The 18,795-nt window shown below is 59.9% G+C and carries 15 protein-coding genes; 3 read left to right on the forward strand and 12 right to left on the reverse strand.

Annotated features, from left to right (window positions below; genetic code table 11):
* Positions 1 to 623: 623 nt before the first annotated feature.
* Entirely contained in the window at positions 624 to 3,743 is a 3,120-nt protein-coding gene (gene rne, locus JL015_RS16770; RefSeq protein WP_445177108.1) for a ribonuclease E, read from the forward strand.
* A 96-nt stretch (positions 3,744 to 3,839) separates the two neighbouring features.
* Here rne and murB read toward each other — a convergent pair whose 3' ends face one another.
* From murB to JL015_RS16820, 10 genes are all read right to left on the reverse strand, one after another.
* On the reverse strand, positions 3,840 to 4,859 hold the full coding sequence (gene murB, locus JL015_RS16775; RefSeq protein WP_201019255.1) for a UDP-N-acetylmuramate dehydrogenase: 1,020 nt from the start codon (positions 4,857 to 4,859) through the stop codon (positions 3,840 to 3,842).
* Between the two features lie 34 nt (positions 4,860 to 4,893).
* Entirely contained in the window at positions 4,894 to 5,658 is a 765-nt protein-coding gene (gene kdsB, locus JL015_RS16780; protein WP_201019256.1) for a 3-deoxy-manno-octulosonate cytidylyltransferase, read from the reverse strand.
* Positions 5,655 to 5,840, reverse strand: coding sequence for a Trm112 family protein (locus tag JL015_RS16785; protein WP_095067411.1), 186 nt, complete (start codon positions 5,838 to 5,840; stop codon positions 5,655 to 5,657). The genes kdsB and JL015_RS16785 overlap by 4 nt, the downstream gene beginning before the upstream one ends.
* Positions 5,841 to 5,857: 17 nt before the next feature.
* Positions 5,858 to 6,853, reverse strand: a complete 996-nt coding sequence (gene lpxK, locus JL015_RS16790) for a tetraacyldisaccharide 4'-kinase (protein ID WP_201019257.1) — start codon at positions 6,851 to 6,853, stop codon at positions 5,858 to 5,860.
* The gene (locus JL015_RS16795; RefSeq protein WP_025261022.1) at positions 6,853 to 7,284 is read right to left on the reverse strand and encodes an ExbD/TolR family protein; all 432 of its coding nucleotides are present in this window, start codon (positions 7,282 to 7,284) and stop codon (positions 6,853 to 6,855) included. The genes lpxK and JL015_RS16795 overlap by 1 nt, the downstream gene beginning before the upstream one ends.
* Complete coding sequence (locus tag JL015_RS16800) at positions 7,281 to 7,955, reverse strand: MotA/TolQ/ExbB proton channel family protein (protein WP_201019258.1); 675 nt, start codon at positions 7,953 to 7,955, stop codon at positions 7,281 to 7,283. The genes JL015_RS16795 and JL015_RS16800 overlap by 4 nt, the downstream gene beginning before the upstream one ends.
* 81 nt (positions 7,956 to 8,036) lie before the next feature.
* A complete protein-coding gene (locus tag JL015_RS16805) occupies positions 8,037 to 10,253 on the reverse strand; it encodes a DNA internalization-related competence protein ComEC/Rec2 (protein ID WP_201019259.1) in 2,217 nt (738 codons plus the stop codon).
* Positions 10,254 to 10,431: 178 nt separating this feature from the next.
* The gene (locus JL015_RS16810; RefSeq protein WP_201019260.1) at positions 10,432 to 11,220 is read right to left on the reverse strand and encodes an ABC transporter permease; all 789 of its coding nucleotides are present in this window, start codon (positions 11,218 to 11,220) and stop codon (positions 10,432 to 10,434) included.
* Positions 11,217 to 12,149 (reverse strand): ABC transporter ATP-binding protein, encoded by a 933-nt coding sequence (locus JL015_RS16815; RefSeq protein ID WP_201019261.1) that lies wholly within the window; start codon positions 12,147 to 12,149, stop codon positions 11,217 to 11,219. Before JL015_RS16815 ends, JL015_RS16810 begins: the two co-directional genes overlap by 4 nt.
* A 153-nt stretch (positions 12,150 to 12,302) precedes the next feature.
* Complete coding sequence (locus tag JL015_RS16820) at positions 12,303 to 12,926, reverse strand: glutathione S-transferase family protein (RefSeq protein WP_201019262.1); 624 nt, start codon at positions 12,924 to 12,926, stop codon at positions 12,303 to 12,305.
* Positions 12,927 to 13,085: 159 nt separating this feature from the next.
* On the opposite strand from JL015_RS16820, the gene JL015_RS16825 reads away from it, so the two are divergent.
* Both JL015_RS16825 and JL015_RS16830 read left to right on the forward strand, forming a co-directional pair.
* Positions 13,086 to 15,533 (forward strand): acyl-CoA dehydrogenase, encoded by a 2,448-nt coding sequence (locus JL015_RS16825; RefSeq protein ID WP_201019263.1) that lies wholly within the window; start codon positions 13,086 to 13,088, stop codon positions 15,531 to 15,533.
* A gap of 75 nt (positions 15,534 to 15,608) precedes the next feature.
* Complete coding sequence (locus JL015_RS16830) at positions 15,609 to 16,019, forward strand: PA2817 family protein (protein WP_025261029.1); 411 nt, start codon at positions 15,609 to 15,611, stop codon at positions 16,017 to 16,019.
* A 53-nt stretch (positions 16,020 to 16,072) separates the two neighbouring features.
* Here the strand turns inward: JL015_RS16830 and JL015_RS16835 are convergent, their stop codons facing one another.
* Together JL015_RS16835 and JL015_RS16840 are read right to left on the reverse strand one after the other, a co-directional pair.
* Entirely contained in the window at positions 16,073 to 18,244 is a 2,172-nt protein-coding gene (locus JL015_RS16835; RefSeq protein ID WP_201019394.1) for a FimV/HubP family polar landmark protein, read from the reverse strand.
* A gap of 84 nt (positions 18,245 to 18,328) precedes the next feature.
* Positions 18,329 to 18,763: a MarR family transcriptional regulator gene (locus JL015_RS16840; protein ID WP_200999756.1), complete on the reverse strand. Its 435-nt coding sequence runs from the start codon at positions 18,761 to 18,763 to the stop codon at positions 18,329 to 18,331.
* Positions 18,764 to 18,795: the final 32 nt, after the last annotated feature.

An 18,795-nucleotide genomic window follows, 5' to 3' on the forward strand; every position in this document is an offset into this window, starting at 1 on the left:
AAACGGTTGACAACCGGCCCTGACCAGCGCAATTCACGAGGACGGGAGGCCGTCCTACGAGGTGTTCGGTGACAACGGAGCACGCTGGAAACGTAACGAGCGCAGGTGACATGAGGCCTGAAACACGCCGGATCGCAGAGTAACCACTCGCCTTCAGCGCGCACAATTCACGGCCAGTTCACAAAGTGCAGTCGCTTCCAGACGCTACGAGCGAATGTTTCGGGAACAACGCCTCAAGCAATGATGCGCGAACTTCCCATGGAAGCTCGCGGTAAATGCCAACCCGCTGCGGATTCTGCGCGCGGCAGCACCCGAATTATCAGGGATACGTGTAGGGTGGAGATGCACAACCATCGGACTGTGTAGCACAAGGCTTGTTCTAGACGCTTCATCTCGTCCGCTACCGATGGTCGATTCCTCCTCCTGACAAAGCTTTTGCTGTAAAGGGTGCCTTTTGTCACCACAGCAAACAGGAAACGTCGTCGCGACGCCTCGATCCTTCTGATCGAGAACATCGCTAGACAATGGAGTGTCCATACACTCTTGACGTGCCCTGACACCGACCGTGAGAAGTCGTGTGTGCCGAACGCCGTTTCCGGCAGCCCGGAAACCGACGGTACTACATGAAAAGAATGCTGATTAACGCAACTCAACCCGAAGAGTTGCGTGTTGCTCTGGTAGACGGCCAGCGCCTCTACGATCTGGACATCGAGTCCGGTGCTCGCGAGCAGAAGAAGGCCAACATCTACAAAGGCCGGATCACCCGCATCGAGCCAAGCCTGGAGGCTGCCTTTGTCGATTTCGGCTCTGAGCGCCATGGCTTCCTGCCCCTCAAGGAAATCTCCCGCGAATACTTCAAGAAGTCTCCTGAAGGCCGCGTGAACATCAAGGACGTCCTGAGCGAAGGCCAGGAAGTCATCGTTCAGGTCGAGAAAGAAGAACGTGGCAACAAGGGCGCAGCCCTGACCACCTTCATCAGCCTGGCTGGCCGCTATCTGGTCCTGATGCCCAACAACCCGCGCGCCGGTGGCATTTCGCGCCGCATCGAAGGCGAAGAGCGCAACGAACTGCGCGAAGCCCTGAACGGCCTGATCGCTCCTGCCGACATGGGCCTGATCGTTCGCACCGCCGGCCTTGGCCGCAGCAGCGAAGAAATGCAGTGGGACCTCGATTACCTGCTGCAACTCTGGACCGCCATCAAGGAAGCATCCCTGGATCGTGCCGCGCCATTCCTGATCTACCAGGAAAGCAACGTCATCATCCGCGCCATCCGCGATTACCTGCGCCAGGACATCGGTGAAGTCCTGATCGACAGCATCGAAGCCCAGGAAGAAGCCCTGACCTTCATCCGTCAGGTGATGCCGCAGTACGCCAGCAAGATCAAGCTGTACGAAGACAGCGTTCCGCTGTTCAACCGCTTCCAGATCGAAAGCCAGATCGAAACCGCCTTCCAGCGCGTCGTCGAACTGCCTTCCGGCGGCTCCATCGTCATCGATCCGACCGAAGCCCTGGTATCCATCGACATCAACTCGGCGCGCGCCACCAAAGGCAGCGACATCGAAGAAACCGCACTGCAGACCAACCTTGAAGCCGCCGAAGAAATCGCCCGTCAGTTGCGCCTGCGCGACATCGGCGGCCTGATCGTCATCGACTTCATCGACATGACCCCTGCCAAGAACCAGCGCGCCGTGGAAGAGAAAGTCCGCGAAAGCCTGGAAGCCGACCGCGCCCGCGTTCAGGTCGGTCGTATCTCGCGCTTCGGTCTGCTGGAAATGTCCCGCCAACGCCTGCGCCCTTCCCTGGGTGAAAGCAGCGGCATCGTCTGCCCGCGTTGCAACGGCACCGGCATCATCCGTGACGTCGAGTCCCTGTCGCTGGCCATCCTGCGCCTGATCGAAGAAGAAGCCCTGAAAGACCGTACTGCCGAAGTACGCGCTCAGGTGCCGATCCCGGTCGCCGCGTTCCTGCTGAACGAAAAACGCAACTCGATCACCAAGATCGAACTGCGCACCCGCGCCCGCATCATCATCCTGCCGAACGATCATCTGGAAACGCCGCACTTCGAAGTTCAGCGTTTGCGCGATGACAGCCCGGAAGCCCACAACAATCAGTCCAGCTACGAAATCGCTGCTGCCGCTGCCGAAGTGGAAGAAGTTGCGCCGCAAGCCGCAGCCACCCGCACCCTGGTTCGCCAGGAGGCCGCAGTCAAGACTGCACCGCCGCGTACCAACGCACCGGTTCCAGCCCAGGCCGCTGCTCCGGTTGCAGCTCCTGCTGCTCACGAGCCAAGCCTGTTCAAGGGTCTGGTGAAATCCCTGGTGAGCCTGTTCGCCACCAAGGAAGAGCCGGTTGCACCGGTGGTCGTGGAAAAACCAGCCAGCGAACGCCCTGCCCGCAACGAAGAGCGCCGCAACGGTCGTCAACAGAGCCGTGGCCGCAACAACCGTCGCGACGAAGAGCGCAAGCCGCGTGAAGAACGTGCGCCGCGTGAAGAACGTGCGCCACGTGAAGAGCGTGCCGAACGCGCTCCACGCGAAGAACGTGCCCCTCGTGAAGAACGTGCTCCACGCGAACCTCGCGAAGTCCGTGACGATGCTGCGCCACGCGAAGAGCGTCCGGCTCGCGCACCACGTGAGCGCAAGCCACGCGAAGAGCGTCCTGTGCGCGAACTGCGCGAACCTCTGGATGCAGCGCCAGCCGCAGCCCGTGAAGAACGCCCTGAGCGCGCTCCACGCGAAGAACGCCAGCCACGCCCTCCTCGTGAAGAGCGTCAGCCACGTGCAGAGCAGGCCGCCGCCGCGACCAGCGAAGAAGAACTGCTGAACAATGAAGAGCTGACCAGCGAAGACAACCAGGAAGGCAGCGAAGGCGAACGCCCTCGTCGTCGCTCCCGTGGCCAGCGTCGTCGCAGCAACCGTCGCGAGCGTCAGCGTGACGCCAACGGCAATGTGATCGAAGGCTCCGAAGAGAACGAAGGCAGTGAAGACCAGGAAGCAGGTCAGGCTGTTACCGCAGCTGTCGCTGAAGCCGTAATCAGTGCTCCGGCCGAGGCGCAAGCCAACCGCCAGGCAGAAATTGCCAACGCATCGGCCGAAACACCTGCCGAAGCAGCGGCGCCTGTCGTCGAAGCTCCCGTTGCCGAAGCCCAGCCAGTCGAAGCACCGGCTGTAGAAGCCCCGGTTGTAGAGGCACCAGCCATCGAAGCGCCAGTTGCCGAAACCGCTCCAGAAGCGCAAGCCGCACCTGAAGTCGAAGTGCAGCCAGCAGTAGTCGAAGCACCAGTACGTGCAGCTCAGGCAGAACTGTTTGAAGCACCACAGGCTGAAAACGCGCCAAAGGCTGAAAACATCGTACCGTTCAAGCCAACGCCAGAGCCAACTCCGGAAGTTGCGGTCGAAGCTCCGGTTCAGGCTGACGTGCCGGCTACCGAATCCGCCGAGCTGCCAGTGCCTGCACCAGTCGCCGAGCCTGTACTCGTTCAGGAGGAGCCCGCTCCTTATGCAGCGCCACAAGCCGTCGAGCCTGAGCCGGCACCGCAAGCAGAGCCAGTTGTAGTGGCCGAAGCACCTGCGCCGGTCAGCACCAATGGTCGCGCCCCGAACGATCCACGCGAAGTTCGTCGCCGCAAGCGCGAAGAAGAAGAGCGTCGTCGCCAGGAAGCCGAGCAGGCTGCTGCCGCTGAAACTGAAGTAGTTGCTGCACCGCAAGCCCAGGAAGAGACCGAGCCTAAACCACTCGCCTGATCCCCGGCCCATGAAAAAGCCCTACCTGTGTGAGCAGGTAGGGCTTTTTTGTGTCTGGCGTTTCAGCTCGGCATCAGCCAGCCTGAAGGCACAGCCTCAATACAGATTGGGCTCCATCTCCAGCTCCACACCAAAACGCTCGGTAATGTCAGCCTGGATTCGACGGGCAAGGCTCAACAGTTGCAGGCCTGTGGCCTGACCATGATTGACCAGCACCAAAGACTGAAGCGCATGCACGCCTGCATCTCCCTCACGAAAGCCCTTCCAGCCAGCCTGCTCGATCAACCATCCGGCTGCCAGTTTCACGCGACCATCGGCCTGGGGATAACCCACTACGCCCGGATAGTTGCGCTTGATGGTTTCGCTCTGTTCGGCCGTCACCAATGGATTCTTGAAGAAGCTCCCGGCATTACCCAGCACGGCCGGGTCTGGCAGTTTCTCGCTGCGGATCGCACAGATGACACGACTGACATCAAAGGGGCTCGGCTCCTTGATCCCCATCTCGTCAAGACGCTGGCGAACCGGGCCATATTCCAGATGAAGAGAAGGCGTACGACGCAAGGTAAAACGCACACGCAGGATCAACCAGCGACCAGGCTGCTGCTTGAATACGCTGTCGCGGTAAGCGAACCGGCAATCTTCCAGGGAAAATTCACGCAACTCGCCGGTCTGGCGATCGAGCGCCGTCAGACTGTGGAAAACATCCTTGATCTCGACGCCATAAGCACCGATGTTCTGCATCGGGGCAGCACCCACCGTTCCGGGGATCAGGCTCAGGTTTTCCAGCCCGGCAAAACCAAGCTCCAGGCAGGACTGCACGAATGGATGCCAGGGTTCGCCCGCCTCGGCTTCGACAATACCCTGAGCGCAATCCTCCCTGATGACGCGAATCCCGCGGCTGGCCATGCGCAGCACCAGCGCCTGGACATCATCGGTCAGTAACAGATTGCTGCCACCACCAATCACCAGCAAGGGCACAGCATGTTCGGCGCTATACGCCAGAGCCTGACGCACTTCCTGATCATCACGGGCCTCAGCGAACAGTTGCGCCTGCACATCCACGCCAAAGGTATTGAAGGGTTTGAGTGAAACCCCGGACTGCACCTGCAAGGTCATGCGCTTACCTTCAGTTGAACAAGACAAACCGACATCAAATCTCCAGCAAGCGCCTTACACGCTCAAGGTCTTCAGGCGTATCGACACCGGCAGGCGGTGCCTCCAGAGCATCGGCCACATGAATGCGCACGCCGTTCCAGAGCGCTCGCAATTGCTCCAGGCTTTCGGTGTTCTCCAGCCAGCAAGGTCCCCAACTGACGAAGTCATGCAGGAAACCGGCACGGTAGGCATAGATGCCGATATGACGACGATAAGGCACGCCCTCAGGCAACACGTCCCGACTTGCGGCCAGAGCATCCCGCGCCCACGGCAATGGCGCCCGGCTGAAAGTCAAAGCCAGGCCGTTTACGTCCGCCACCACCTTGACCACATTCGGATTGAACAGCGCAGTGACATCATCGATGGGCTCGGCCAGGGTCGAAATACCGGCTTCAGGATGCGCAGCGAGATTGGCTGCCACCTGATCGATCACCACAGGCGGGATCATCGGCTCGTCACCCTGGACATTGACCACAATGGCATCAGCCGCCAGCCCCAACTGTTCGGCCACTTCAGCCAGACGGTCAGTGCCCGAGTTGTGATCGTCACGTGTCATCAGTACCTGAGCACCGAATGCCTGACAGGCTTCGACAATCCGCGCATCGTCGGTGGCAACCACGACACGTTCGGCACCGCTTTTACAGGCCTGCTCCCAGACATGCTGGATCATCGGCTTGCCCGCGATGGTTTTCAGCGGCTTGCCGGGAAAGCGGCTGGAACCGAATCGTGCCGGAATGACAACCGTGAAAGCCGCTGTCATTTATCCAGACGCTCTTCGGCAGTCAGGGTGCGCGCTTCGGTTTCCAGCATGACGGGGATGCCGTCGCGAATCGGGTAGGCAAGGCCTGCGCCTTTGCTGATCAGTTCGGTCTTGTCGGCACTGAGCTTCAGCGGCCCCTTGCTGATCGGGCAAGCTAGGATATCGAGTAGTTTGGTGTCCATGGGGACTCCTGAGGCAATCATGGAAAAAGACGTGTCAGCTGCTCATCGAACCAGTTGACGAAGGCAGCGCCAGGCACCGCATCCACTGCCAGATACCACCAGTCATCGGCCGCAAAGGAACGGCATTTCACAGCATCCTTCTCGGTCATGATCACTGGCAACGATGGTGTGAAGGTGAGCGTTTGAGCGCTGTAGACCGCATGGTCGGCAAAAGCGTGAGGCACAGGCCGCCAGTGTAATCCTTCGAGGGTATTGAAGAAACGTTGCGGATTGCCGATACCCGCCACGGCATGCAGCGCCTGGCCAGCCGGGAAATGATCCACCGGCTGACGCTCGCCACTGCGCAGATTGATCAGCGCCGCGGGCTTGAGCACAAAGGCATAGCCGTCGTCACGATCTTCAAGGGCACCGTTATAGAGCAAGGCATCGACACTGTTCAGCCGCTCGACCGGCTCGCGCAACGGGCCGGCCGGCAGACAGCGGCGGTTGCCCAGCCCACGTGCGGCATCGATCAGCACCAGTTCGAGATCACGGGCCAGCCGATAGTGCTGCAAACCGTCGTCGCTGAGGATCAGATCAAGCGGTTCGGCAGCCAGCAAGGCGCGCACGGCACGGCTGCGATCCGGGTCGATCATCAACGGCACGCCACAACGCTGCACGATCAGCAGCGGCTCGTCGCCCGCCTCGTCAGCACTCTGATCTGGCAGGACTCGCCACGGCAGGCTTGGCGGCTTTGCGCCATAACCGCGACTGACGACCCCCACGCGCAGCCCGCGACTGCGACAGTGTTCGATCATCCACAGAATCAGCGGCGTCTTGCCGGTGCCGCCCACCGTAATGTTACCCACCACCACGACCGGTACTGGCGCCCGGTAGATATCACCCTCACCCGCCAGAAAACGCTTACGCTTGCCATTCACGACGCGCCGGTAAAGGCTCTCAAGGGGACGCAGCAGTGCAAGCGCCGGATGGCCGTTGTACCAGGCATCAAGCAAGCGATCGGTAAGTGCCATCAGTTAGCCTGGTTGGCCTCGACAGTGGTCATGCGCAGATGGCTGAAACCCAGCTTGCCTGCAGCGTCCATGGCAGTAATGACCGATTGGTGGGGAGTCTTGCCATCGGCACTGATCGACAGCGGCAGGCTGGTATCGCCCGCCGACTCGCGTTGCAGTGCTTCGATCAGGGTCGCCAGATCGTTTTTCGGCAGCAACTGGTTGTTCAGGGAAAACAGACCGTCAGCATTGATGGCGATATCCAGATGCTTGAGGTTGGCCTCGGTATCCGGGGTGCCGGTCACCGCCTGCGGCAGATCCACGCGCAACTGAGTTTCACGGGTGAATGTCGTGGTGACGATGAAAAACAGCAGCAGGATAAACACCACGTCGATCAACGACACAAGGTTGATGTCGATGTTCTCTCGCGGCTTGCGACGGCGAAATTTCACTTCTTCTTGCCCCCGGTACGGGCCAGGGATTTCAGATCGACCGGCGCATCGACCAGATCCACATCACGGTCACCCTGCACCACTTCCACCAGACGAATCGCCTGTTGCTCCATGCCGACCACCAGCTCATCGACGCGGCCTTGCAGGAAACGATGGAAGAATATCGCGGGGATCGCGACGATCAGGCCCGACGCGGTACAGATCAGCGCCTTGGAAATACCGCCTGCCAGAGCACCGGCATTGGCCGTGGCTCCCGAACTGTTGAACGAGCCGAAGATATCGATCATGCCCAGCACCGTACCCAGCAGACCCAACAGGGGTGCCATGGCAGCGATGGAACCCAGGGCACTGAGATAGCGCTCCAGGTCATGAATGACCCGTGCTGCGGCCTCTTCGATGCACTCTTTCATGATCTCGCGACCATGCTTGGAGTTGGCCAGCCCCGCAGCGAGGATTTCACCCAACGGCGAGTCGGCGCGCAGCAGCTTGAGCTTTTCGTTGTCCAGTTTCTTTTCCTGGATCCACTGCCAGACCTGTCCCAGCAGGTGCGGAGGCGTTATGCGGCTGGCACGCAACGTCCATAGACGCTCAATGATGATGCCGGCAGCGGCGATGGAACTCAAAATGATCGGCAACATCATCCAGCCGCCAGATTTGACCAGTTCCCACACAATGACCACTCCCTGAAAAATTGGCGCCACTCTAACATAGGCTCGGCGACTGTCCGAAGCCCGAGATAAACATCCGCGCATTCAGTCACGCCAGAAGCGCTGTTCGCCCCGCTCTGCCCGGGGTTGGCCGAAAGTCCCCAGTTGCAGCCCGATGGCTCCCAGTACGGCACTGTCATGGCTGCGAATCCCCTGCCATCGATAACGCGCCATGACCAGTGGATGAGGATGCCCGAACGCATTGTTGCGCCCACGGGAGATCAGCACGCCAACCGGTGCCACTGCACGCAGAAACAGTTTTGAGGAAGAGGTCCGACTGCCATGGTGCGGCGCCTGCAACCAATGGGCGCGCAGATCGAAATCGCTGTTCAGCGCAGCCTGCTCGGCCTGTGCATCGATATCCCCGGTCAGTAGCAATCGCTCACCATTGGCCTCGACACTCAGCATGCAGGAGGACTGATTGCCCTCCTCGGCCTGCTCCCAGCGCCAGGTCGCAAAACGTACACCATCCCATTCCCATGTTTCATCGTTGCGGCACCGTTGGGCATTCAATTGAGGATCGAGCCTGGTCAGTTCACCGCCTATTACCCGCTGAACCGGCAGCGCCCGATGGACAGCAAGCGCGCCTCCCGCATGATCGGTGTCGGCATGGCTGAGTATCATCAGGTCCAGGTTGCGCACACCGGCCTTGCGGATGGCAGGCAGCACCACCCGCTGACCGATATCGAACTCACCAAAGCGCGGCCCGGCGTCATACAGCAGCGTATGATGGCGGGTACGCAAGAGAATCGCCAAACCCTGCCCGACATCCAGTTGCAGCACGTCGACCTGCCCATGAGGCACCGACTTGATCGGCGGGAAAACACACAGCAATAACAGCGGCCAACCCAGCAAACGCATGGGCATACCATTCGGCATCAATAGAAGCAGAGCGCCCAGCAGGCTCATCGCCCACGCCCAGGCGGGCACCTTGCCTGGCAGCCAGGCGGGCCGGATATCGGCAACGGCCCCCAGAAAAACGAACAACCCCTCCAGCGCAGCCCCGGCCAGCCAGAGCAAACCTTCGCCCATCACAGGCACGGGCAGCAAAAGCGTCCCCACCAAGGCAGGAGGCAACACGATCAGGCTGACCCAGGGCACCGCCAGCAGATTGGCGAGCGGACCACTGATACTGACCGGCAGGTTCAGGGCCAGCAGCATCGGCAGAAGACCAATGGCGATCAACCATTGGGCGCGCGTCCAGCTCTGCCACCAGCCCCATGCGCCGAGACGCCCGCCAAAGATCAGGATCAGAATTGCCACCGCCGAAAACGACAACCAGAAGCCCGGCTGCAAACTGACCAGAGGCTCGAAGATCAAGACCAGATTGAGCGACACAAGCAGTGGCCAGAGAAGCCCAAGATGCCGAAAGCGCAAACGCCAGAGCAGAACCATGCCGACCATCACACAAGCCCGACGCACCGGCACATCGAACCCGGCCAGCAAGCCATACCCCAGCGCCGCACCGAATGCCAGACCGCAGGCCGATGGCAACCAGGGCAGGAAGCGCGGCCATAATCCCCAGCGAGCCAGCCCCGCGACCAGCAGATAGACCACGCCCGCCAACAGGCCGATGTGCTGGCCGGAAATCACCAGCAGATGCACAGTGCCGGTGTCCTGCAGCACTTGCCAGTCGGACGTCGACAGACCGGAGCCATCGCCCAGCACCAGAGCCGCCAGCCCGCCTTCACGCCCATGAGCCTCGACAGCCAGCAAGCGCTGGCGAATCCCGTCACGCCAGGCGGTACGTGCTGGCACCAGCAACTCCCCGTCCACCACCGTTCCGGTCGCACCAATGCGCTGGGACAACAACCAGGCCTGGTAATCGAAAGCATCGGGGTTGACCAGCCCGGCCGGCCGCTTGAGTTTGACAGCCAGCTTCCAGCGCTCGCCGCTACGCACCTCGGGGCCGCCATACCAGGCCACACGAATCAACTGCGGCAACTTCGCCCGTCGCGACCGGGCATCCTCCAGTTCGAAACGCACCACACCTTCGGCAGAACCCGGCAAGCCGACCACCTGGCCTTGCAGCCATAACGTCTGCCCGTCGAGCCGTGGCGACAGACGATCATCCAGCGCCGACTGCGCCGACACACAGGCCCAGGTGAGCCCGAACAGAAAAAGTGCCAGTGGATAAGTGCGAAACGGCAACAGCATCAACGCGACCACCGGCATCAACAGCAATAGCCAGACCGGCGGCAACGCGGGCAAAAAACGCAGGGCCAACAGACCCAGAGCAAGCGCGATCATCCCTGTGCGCATGAACATCCCTCAAAGCGGTGAGGCGTCAAGGATGAGCGCTACAGAGAAAAATGGGCGGGATGGAGTGTTACCGGTTTTGTTCTTTAACTGTGCCACGCCTGCGTAGGAGCGAATTCATTCGCGAAGGCCTTCGCGGATGAATCCGCTCCCACAGAGGGAATACACATACGAGAAAAGGTTACTGCCGCATCCCGCGCCCGCTCACCAGCAGGCGGGCACAGCTGATATACAGCACCACGGTTGCCACGACCATGAAGGCCAGCGCGATGCTGATACGGATATCGGAAACCCCCAGGATGCCGTAACGGAAGGCATTGACCATGTGCAGGACCGGGTTGGCCAGGGACACCGTCTGCCAGAACGGCGGCAGCAGGCTGATGGAGTAGAACACCCCGCCCAGATAGGTCAAAGGCGTCAGCACGAAAGTCGGGATAATCGAGATATCGTCGAAGTTACGTGCAAAAACCGCGTTGATGAAGCCCAGCAGCGAGAAAATGGTCGCTGTCAGTACCACCACAACAATCGTCACGCCCAGGTGATGCACTTGCAGGTCGGTAAAGAACATCGACAGCAGCGTCACGATCAGCCCGACCATCAGGCCGCGTAATACACCGCCGAGTGTGTAACCCACCAGAATCGTATGCGGCGAAACCGGCGAGACCATCAGCTCTTCGATGGAATGCTGGAACTTGGCACCAAAGAAGCTCGATACCACGTTGCCATAAGAGTTGGTGATCACCGACATCATGATCAAACCCGGCACGATGTACTGCATGTACGTGAAACCGCCCATATCGCCGATCTGCCGGCCGATCAGGTTACCGAAGATCACGAAGTACAGAACCATGGTGATCGCTGGCGGCAGCAACGTCTGCGGCCAGATCCGCATGAAGCGCCGGACTTCGCGATAGACGATGGTGTTCAGTGCAACCATGTTGGGACGGAATTCACCGCTCTGGCCGGTCATAGAGCCACCTTCGCCAGATTTTTTTCCACCAGGGACACAAACAGCTCCTCAAGTCGGTTGGATTTGTTACGCAGGCTCAGCACTTCAATGTTCTGCAGAGCCAATTGGCTGAACAAGGCGGTGATGCCAACGCTCTTGTCCACCTGGACTTCCAGGGTGTGGCTGTCCAGCAGCTTGCAGGGATAACCGATCAGTTTCGGCGCGCTCTGGTAGGCGTTTTTCAGGTCCAGCACGAACGTCTCGACGGTCAGGGTGTTGAGCAATTGCTTCATGCCCATGTTCTGGACAATCACTCCATGGTCGATGATGCCGATGTTGCGGCACAGTTGCTCAGCCTCTTCCAGATAGTGAGTGGTGAGGATGATGGTGATGCCTTTCTGGTTCAGCTCAGTCAGAAAGCTCCACATCGAACGGCGCAGCTCGATATCCACACCAGCCGTCGGCTCGTCGAGGATCAACAGACGCGGCTCGTGAATCAGCGCACGGGCAATCATCAGGCGGCGTTTCATGCCACCGGAGAGCGAGCGCGAAGGCACATCACGCTTGTCCCACAACCCCAACTGAGTCAGGTATTGCTCGGCACGCTCCTTGGCAACTTTCATCGGGATGCCGTAATAACCGGCCTGGGTCACGACGATATCGAAAGTCTTTTCAAACTGATTGAAGTTGAATTCCTGAGGCACCACACCGATGGAGCGCTTGAGAGCGGCAGGCTCGCGATCCAGATCATGACCGAAAATATTCACGGTGCCGCTGGTCTTGTTGACCAGGGTCGAGATGATCCCGATGGTTGTGGATTTGCCAGCACCGTTGGGGCCGAGCAAGGCGAAGAAATCACCTTCGGCGACGTCCAGATCAATACCACTCAGGGCCTGGAAACCGTTGCCGTAGGTTTTGGTTAGCTGCCGGATGGACAGAGCAGAACTCATATCGAAAAACACACCAATCTGGGGAAAAAAGAAAATGATTGTAGTTTGAAATAGCTACTTACAAGTTAACGCAGCCCGGCCATGTTGCTTGGCTGCGTCACACAAGTACAGATACATCTATTGATAGTAAGTATTAACGGCGGGGCCAGATACTCAGGTCAAAGGCGTCATGACCGCCTTCTGATAAGCCGGGCGCGTCTTCAGGCGCTCATACCAGGCTTTGAGATGGGGCAACTCGGGACGTTCAATCGGCATTTCAAACCAGCCATAGGCAAAACAGCCCAACGGGATATCGCCCATGCCGAACACTTCGCCAGACAGATAAGGCTGGCGGGACAACGCTTCGTCAGCCACTCGCAACAAGCCGTGCAGGGTCTGGATACCCTCGTTGATCTTGACCCAGTCCTGCTTTTCGGCAGGCGTGCGAACGACACCCCAGAACACCAGACTGAAAGGTGCTGCAATGGTCGACGTGGTCCAGTCCATCCATTTATCGGCCTGAGCGCGGGCTTTCGGGTCGGCAGGATACAAAGGGGTATCTGGCGCATGCAGTGCAGCCAGGTAGCGCACGATGACGTTGGACTCCCAGAGCACGAAGTCGCCGTCTTCGATCATGGGGATACGGCCGTTGGGGTTCTTGGCCCGATATTCAGCCCCGTCCACCAACCCGAACGCACCACCGGCATCCCGGGTTTCATAGGGCACACCCACTTCTTCGGCAATCCACAGTGCCTTGCGCACGTTGCTGGAATTCTTGCGGCCCCAGATCTTGAGCATTGCATTCCCTCGGCAATTGTTCTGAAAAATGTTCGCATGCCAGTCTAACCTGAGAACACCGCAACTTCCTTGACCATGAAGGGTCACTAACGATGTCGGCGCAGATCTGTCGGGCAAACAGTCCTTGTCAGAGGCCAATGTCACCACGGAGGAAAGTTTATGCTGTTGTTGTGGATTGTTGTTCTGGTGGTCGGCATTGCCTGGCTGGCCCATCGACGTACCGACCCGCTGCCTGCATTGGGCATTATTGCGGTCTACCTGCTGGCGATGGGCATTTTCAGCCACGCTCCGGGCTGGTTGCTGACAGTTTTCTGGGTACTCTGGCTGGCGGTTCTCCTGCCATTGGCTCTGCCGGACCTGCGTCGCAGGTTCTTCACGGCACCGATGTTCGCCTGGTTCCAGAAAGTATTGCCACCCATGTCCGATACCGAGCGCGATGCCATCGACGCCGGGACCGTCTGGTGGGACGGCGAACTGTTCAGCGGTCGCCCGGACTGGGACAAACTGCTGGCCTACCCGAAAGCCAGCCTGACCGAAGAAGAACAAGCCTTTCTCGACGGCCCTGCCGAAGAGCTGTGTGCAATGGTCAGCGACTGGGAAATCGGCCAGGCCATGGACCTGCCGCCAGAAGCCTGGGCGCATATAAAGGAACACGGTTTCTTCGCGCTGATTATCCCCAAGGAATACGGCGGCAAGGGCTTCTCGGCCTATGCCCACTCGCAAGTCGCAATGAAACTGGCCACCCGCAGCGGCGACCTGGCTTCCACGGTCATGGTGCCCAACTCACTCGGCCCGGCTGAATTGCTGCTGCACTACGGCACCGACGAACAGCGCAATCATTACCTGCCACGTCTGGCCCGTGGCGACGATATCCCCTGCTTCGCCCTGACCGGCCCGCTGGCGGGTTCCGATGCAGGCGCGATGCCCGACACCGGCATCATCTGCAAAGGCCAGTGGCAAGGTGAAGAAGTGATCGGCCTGCGCCTGAACTGGGAAAAGCGCTACATCACGCTCGGCCCGGTGGCGACCCTGCTGGGTCTGGCCTTCAAGGCCCATGACCCGGAACACCTGCTGGGTGAGGAAGAGGACCTGGGCATCAGCCTGGCGCTGATTCCGACCGACACGCCCGGCGTGGAAATCGGTCGTCGTCACTTGCCACTGGGCGCCGCCTTCATGAACGGCCCCAACTCCGGCAAGGATGTGTTCATTCCCCTGAGTTACCTGATCGGCGGCCAGGAAATGCTCGGCAAAGGCTGGATGATGCTGATGAACTGCCTGTCGGTGGGCCGCTCGATCTCGTTGCCCGCTGTCGGCACGGGTGCAGCCAAATACACCAGCCTGGTAACAGGCCAGTACGCGCAGGTTCGTGAACAGTTCAATGTTCCGTTGTCAGCCTTCGAGGGTATTCAGGAAGCGCTGGCGCGTATCGGCGGCAATGCATGGCTGATGGACAGCGCACGGATACTGACCGCCAATGCCGTGGATCTGGGGGAAAAACCTTCAGTACTCTCGGCGATCCTCAAGTACCACCTGACCGAACGCGGCCGCGAATGCATCAGCCACGCCATGGATGTCCATGGTGGCAAGGGCATCATCATGGGGCCGAACAACTACCTGGGACGCAACTGGCAAGGCGCGCCGATTTTCATCACCGTGGAAGGCGCCAACATTCTTTCCCGCAACCTGATGATCTTCGGCCAGGGCGCGATTCGCTGCCACCCGTTCGTCCTCAAGGAAATGGCTCTGGCCGGACGTGAAGACAAGGACAACGCCGTTGCCGAGTTCGACACCCTGCTGCTCAAGCACATTGGTTTTGCAGTGAGCAACGCGGCCAGCACCCTGGTGCTCAACCTTGGCCTGGGCCATTTCGAGCGGGCACCGGGCGACAGCTTGAGCCAAGGCTATTTCCGGGCATTGAATCGTCAGGCAGCAGCCTTCGCCCTGCTGGCCGACTTGAGCATGATGCTGCTGGGCGGCGAGCTGAAACGCCGCGAGCGCCTGTCGGCAAGGCTGGGAGATGTCCTGAGCCATCTGTATCTGGGCTCGGCGGCGCTCAAGCGCTATCACGACCTCAACTCCCCCGAGCATCTGCGACCGCTGCTGCGCTGGGCCATGGAAGAAAGTCTGGGGCAATCCGAGCGAGCGCTGGACGAGTTGCTGAGCAACTTCCCCAACCGCCTGCTGGGTGGTTTGTTGCGAGTGGTGGTCTTCCCGTTTGGCCGTCGCCATAAAGGCCCGTCGGACAAACTGGGGGCCGAAGTGGCGCAAGTGCTGGGCCGCGCCAAAGGTGACCCGACGCTGGAAGAACTCCTGGCCGGTTGCTACCGCCCGCAAGCGGAAGGAGATCCGGTCGCCGCACTGCAGAAGGCCTGCGACTTGCTGAGCGAAGCCCAGCCACTGCACAAGAAACTGCAACAGGTGCTCAAGAGCGGACAGGTCCAGCCCACGCCGGGCGAACACGTCATCGATGCCGCTCTGCGTCTCGGGGTCCTGATGCCTACTGAAGCGCAAAACCTGAAAACGGCAGAAGCGGCACGTCGCAAGGTGATCGACGTGGATGATTTCGACAAGGAGCAATTGACCCTGACACCGGGCAAGACTCGATAACTGTCAGTGCATTAGCACAGCGAGCGCGCAGAGCCTTATACTCTCGCGCTCGTTTTTGTCTTTGAGGATCACACCATGGCCGACGCCACTCTCGACCACCATCTCAGCCTGCTGACGCACCTGCGCAGCATTCTGGTCGCGCTGGGCGAGGCCGATCAGGTTCCCGAGGAAAGCCATGCGCTGTTCCTGGAGCGCTTCGACGAACTGATCACGCTTCTGCCGCAAGACCCTATCGAAAGCCAGTACCTGGGCCAGGACATCATCTGCCAGGTGATCCAGCGCTACCCGCAAATCGCCCACCTGGTACCTCGCGACCTGCTCTGGTTCTTTGCCGGTGACTGCCTGCATTTCATGCCGGACGACGAAATCGACATGTATCAGGCACTCGAAGAGCGCCGTTACGAAGCCGAACAGAATGACGAGCCTTTTGACTGGAACCAGGAAAAACAACTGCTGGCCATGTCGGAGCAAAGCAGCAAGCATTGAGTGCTTTTCGCGAATGAATTCGCTCCTACCGTAGGAGCGAATTCATATAACGATCAGCTGATCCCCGCCAACAACTCCCGCGCCATCTGTTTGTGCTGCTCGTCGGACTCTTCGATCACTTGCAGCAAGATTTCCCGTGCTGCTTCGATCTCGCCGTCATCGATCAGGACCTGAGCCTCGTTGATGCGGGTCAGAGGTGCTTCGTCCAGATCCAGCAGGTCGAATTCCGAATCGTCATCCATGAAGCTGTCGAGAAAGTCGTCGCTCAACGAGTCGCTATCGACCGGTTCAATGACTTCAACCGGCTCGATGACTTCAGGTTCGGAAAAATCGCTGAGGAACTGATCGTCGGGCAGCTCGAATACTTCAGGCAACTGGGTAAGGTTCGAGGAGAACGCAGGGTCCACTTCCGGGACGGCCGGTACTGCTGGAGCCGCCGGTTTGCTGCGGGTCGGCGGAGAGTCGAAAGGATCGACCAGATCCCAGTTGGCATCCATCGACAGGTCGTCCAGATTCAACTGGAACTCGTCGATATGCTCAGGGTTGAGCGCAGCGGCGGCCGTTTCGTCGAGCTGAGCAGCGGGTTCGGGCGGCGACGCTTTTTCAAGGCTCGGGGATGTCGCCACTGCTGCCACAACCGCGGCCGCGGCAGGTGCCTGCACGGAAACGTTCATCTGCGGATAACGTGCGCGGATCTCCTGGATTTTCCCGGCATCGACGCCATATTCCAGTGCAGCCTCTTCTTCCTTGGCAAAGCCGGCGACATCGCCCTGCTCGGCCAGCAGTTCAAGCATTCTGATACGAATATCTTCACGCTCAGGCTGTTTTTCCAGAGCACCGCGCAAGATCCCCAATGCCTCGCTGAACCGGCCATAGGCGATATAGATGCTTACGCCATCAAGTGCATCCGGGGCCGCGCCAGCCAGACGTTGCGCAACGGGCGCCCTGACCGGGGACGGGGCAGCAGCGGCGGCGACCGGTTGCGGCTCGGCCACGGCAGGCACCTCGAAAACCGGGAGGATTGTCGACTGGGCAGGTTTGATCAGCGGCTCTTCCGACGCAACGATAGGCTCCAGGTTTTTGCGCGGCTGATGACGACGTCTTGAATAAGCAAACGCCAGCAGGAGCAAGACGATCAGTACCGCGCCCAGCAAAACGGGCCAGCTGATGAAAGAATCGCTCTGCACCGGTTGCGCTGCCACAGGGGCAGGTGCAGCAGGAGCAACAGCCGGGTTGACCGCAGGGTTGGCCTGGACCTGAGCCAGTTCGGTGCGCAAGGCAATAATCTGTTTGTCCTTGCCCGCCAACTGTTCCTGCAATTCCTGGGTCGTGACCTTGAGGTCTTCCACTGCCCTGATCAACTGCTGGCTCTCAATGGCGGCGGCAGCCAGTTGATCGGCAGTCCGCTGCGCCTCAGCGGCCTGGGTCTCGGTCGCGGCGGTCTTTGCAGCCGGAGCAGGTGAGCCACTCGGCAATACCGCCGCATCAGGCAACAGCAATACCTGACCGACTTTCAGGGAGGAGTTGGCGCCACTGGCAAAAGCCTGTGGGTTGAGTGCGCGAATGCCCTCGGCCAACTGGCTGGCAGACGTTTTGCCTTGCCCTTGCAGACGCTGGGCAAGCGCGTTGAGCGTATCGCCCTCGACAACGGTGTAACGCTTGCCCTCCTGAGCCGCAGGCGGTGCAACCGGCATGCGCCTCTCGGCCGCTGGCTGGGCTGCACGTTCCTGTTTTCTGTTACGTATCGCAGCCTGCCCTTCCGGGGTGGTGGCCGGGTCGAGCAACAGGGTATAGGTGCGCAACTGGTCGCCGTTGGGCCGGGTCAGTTGCACCATGAAATTCAAGTAGGGCTCAGTGACAGGCTTGCTCGAAACCACGCGGATCACGCCGCGATTACCGTTAATGATCGGGGTAAAGCGCAGGTCATTGAGGAAGAACGAACGTTCGATATCCGCCCTGGCGAAAGCCTCGGGCGAGGCCAGCTTGGCGATGACATCCTCCGGGCCCAGACCGCCGGTTTCCAGCAGCGCGATCTCGGCGTCGAATGGCTGGTTCAAGGCCGAATGCAGGGTGATATCGCCCAGCCCCAGGGCTGACGCCAGTGTCGAATAAAACAGCGATGACAGCACGAAAGAGGCTGCCACCACACTCTTGTGAACACTGGTTACAACCTTGCGCTGCGTGCGACCGTCACTCTCGACAGCAGCCTGAGAACTCTTGAGCATGCGAACCCTTATGGAAATCTTGGCGTAATCAGTCATGGACTTCACTGTCCGTCAGCAGTATGAGCGAGAACCCGTGGCCTCGCCTCAGGATCTTTCCAGATTGGCCAGAATCCGTGCGTGTACATTCATGCACACTCGCAGATCTTCTTCGCTCAGCCCTTCGAACAGTTCGACGCGCAACGCATTGGCGATGGTTTCGATCTTCTCGATCAGGGGACGTGCCGCTTCACTGAGGACAATTTTCTTGGCGCGCCGGTCTTCGACAACAGCCTGACGCTGCACCAGTTCCTGAGCTTCAAGGCTGTCGAGCAGACGCGCCAGGGTCGGGCCTTCAACGCCGATGCTCTGGGCCAGTTCACGCTGGGTCGGCGGCTCTTCGTAGCGCGCCAGATGCAACAGGACCAGCCAGCGGGCCTGGGAAAGGCCCAGACCGGCCAGACGGCGGTCCAGCTCGGCTCGCCAGCCTCGGGTGAGATGCGCAAGTTGCAACCCGAAACGGTGTTCATCAGTCAATGGCATAGAAAACTCATGGTTGAAACTAATTATTAGCG

The sequence above is a fragment of the Pseudomonas cichorii genome, from assembly GCF_015471405.1.
Taxonomy (GTDB): domain Bacteria; phylum Pseudomonadota; class Gammaproteobacteria; order Pseudomonadales; family Pseudomonadaceae; genus Aquipseudomonas; species Aquipseudomonas serbiensis.

Bases quoted from the DNA above. Each gene is read 5' to 3' on its own strand.
- JL015_RS16830 (WP_025261029.1), top strand. From the start codon at position 15,609: ATGGCCGACGCCACTCTCGACCACCATCTCAGCCTGCTGACGCACCTG.
- JL015_RS16840 (WP_200999756.1), bottom strand. From the start codon at position 18,763: ATGCCATTGACTGATGAACACCGTTTCGGGTTGCAACTTGCGCATCTC.
- kdsB (WP_201019256.1), bottom strand. From the start codon at position 5,658: ATGACAGCGGCTTTCACGGTTGTCATTCCGGCACGATTCGGTTCCAGC.
- JL015_RS16825 (WP_201019263.1), top strand. From the start codon at position 13,086: ATGCTGTTGTTGTGGATTGTTGTTCTGGTGGTCGGCATTGCCTGGCTG.
- JL015_RS16815 (WP_201019261.1), bottom strand. From the start codon at position 12,149: ATGAGTTCTGCTCTGTCCATCCGGCAGCTAACCAAAACCTACGGCAAC.
- rne (WP_445177108.1), top strand. From the start codon at position 624: ATGAAAAGAATGCTGATTAACGCAACTCAACCCGAAGAGTTGCGTGTT.
- JL015_RS16810 (WP_201019260.1), bottom strand. From the start codon at position 11,220: ATGACCGGCCAGAGCGGTGAATTCCGTCCCAACATGGTTGCACTGAAC.
- lpxK (WP_201019257.1), bottom strand. From the start codon at position 6,853: ATGGCACTTACCGATCGCTTGCTTGATGCCTGGTACAACGGCCATCCG.
- murB (WP_201019255.1), bottom strand. From the start codon at position 4,859: ATGACCTTGCAGGTGCAGTCCGGGGTTTCACTCAAACCCTTCAATACC.
- JL015_RS16820 (WP_201019262.1), bottom strand. From the start codon at position 12,926: ATGCTCAAGATCTGGGGCCGCAAGAATTCCAGCAACGTGCGCAAGGCA.
- JL015_RS16835 (WP_201019394.1), bottom strand. From the start codon at position 18,244: ATGCTCAAGAGTTCTCAGGCTGCTGTCGAGAGTGACGGTCGCACGCAG.
- JL015_RS16805 (WP_201019259.1), bottom strand. From the start codon at position 10,253: ATGCGCACAGGGATGATCGCGCTTGCTCTGGGTCTGTTGGCCCTGCGT.
- JL015_RS16785 (WP_095067411.1), bottom strand. From the start codon at position 5,840: ATGGACACCAAACTACTCGATATCCTAGCTTGCCCGATCAGCAAGGGG.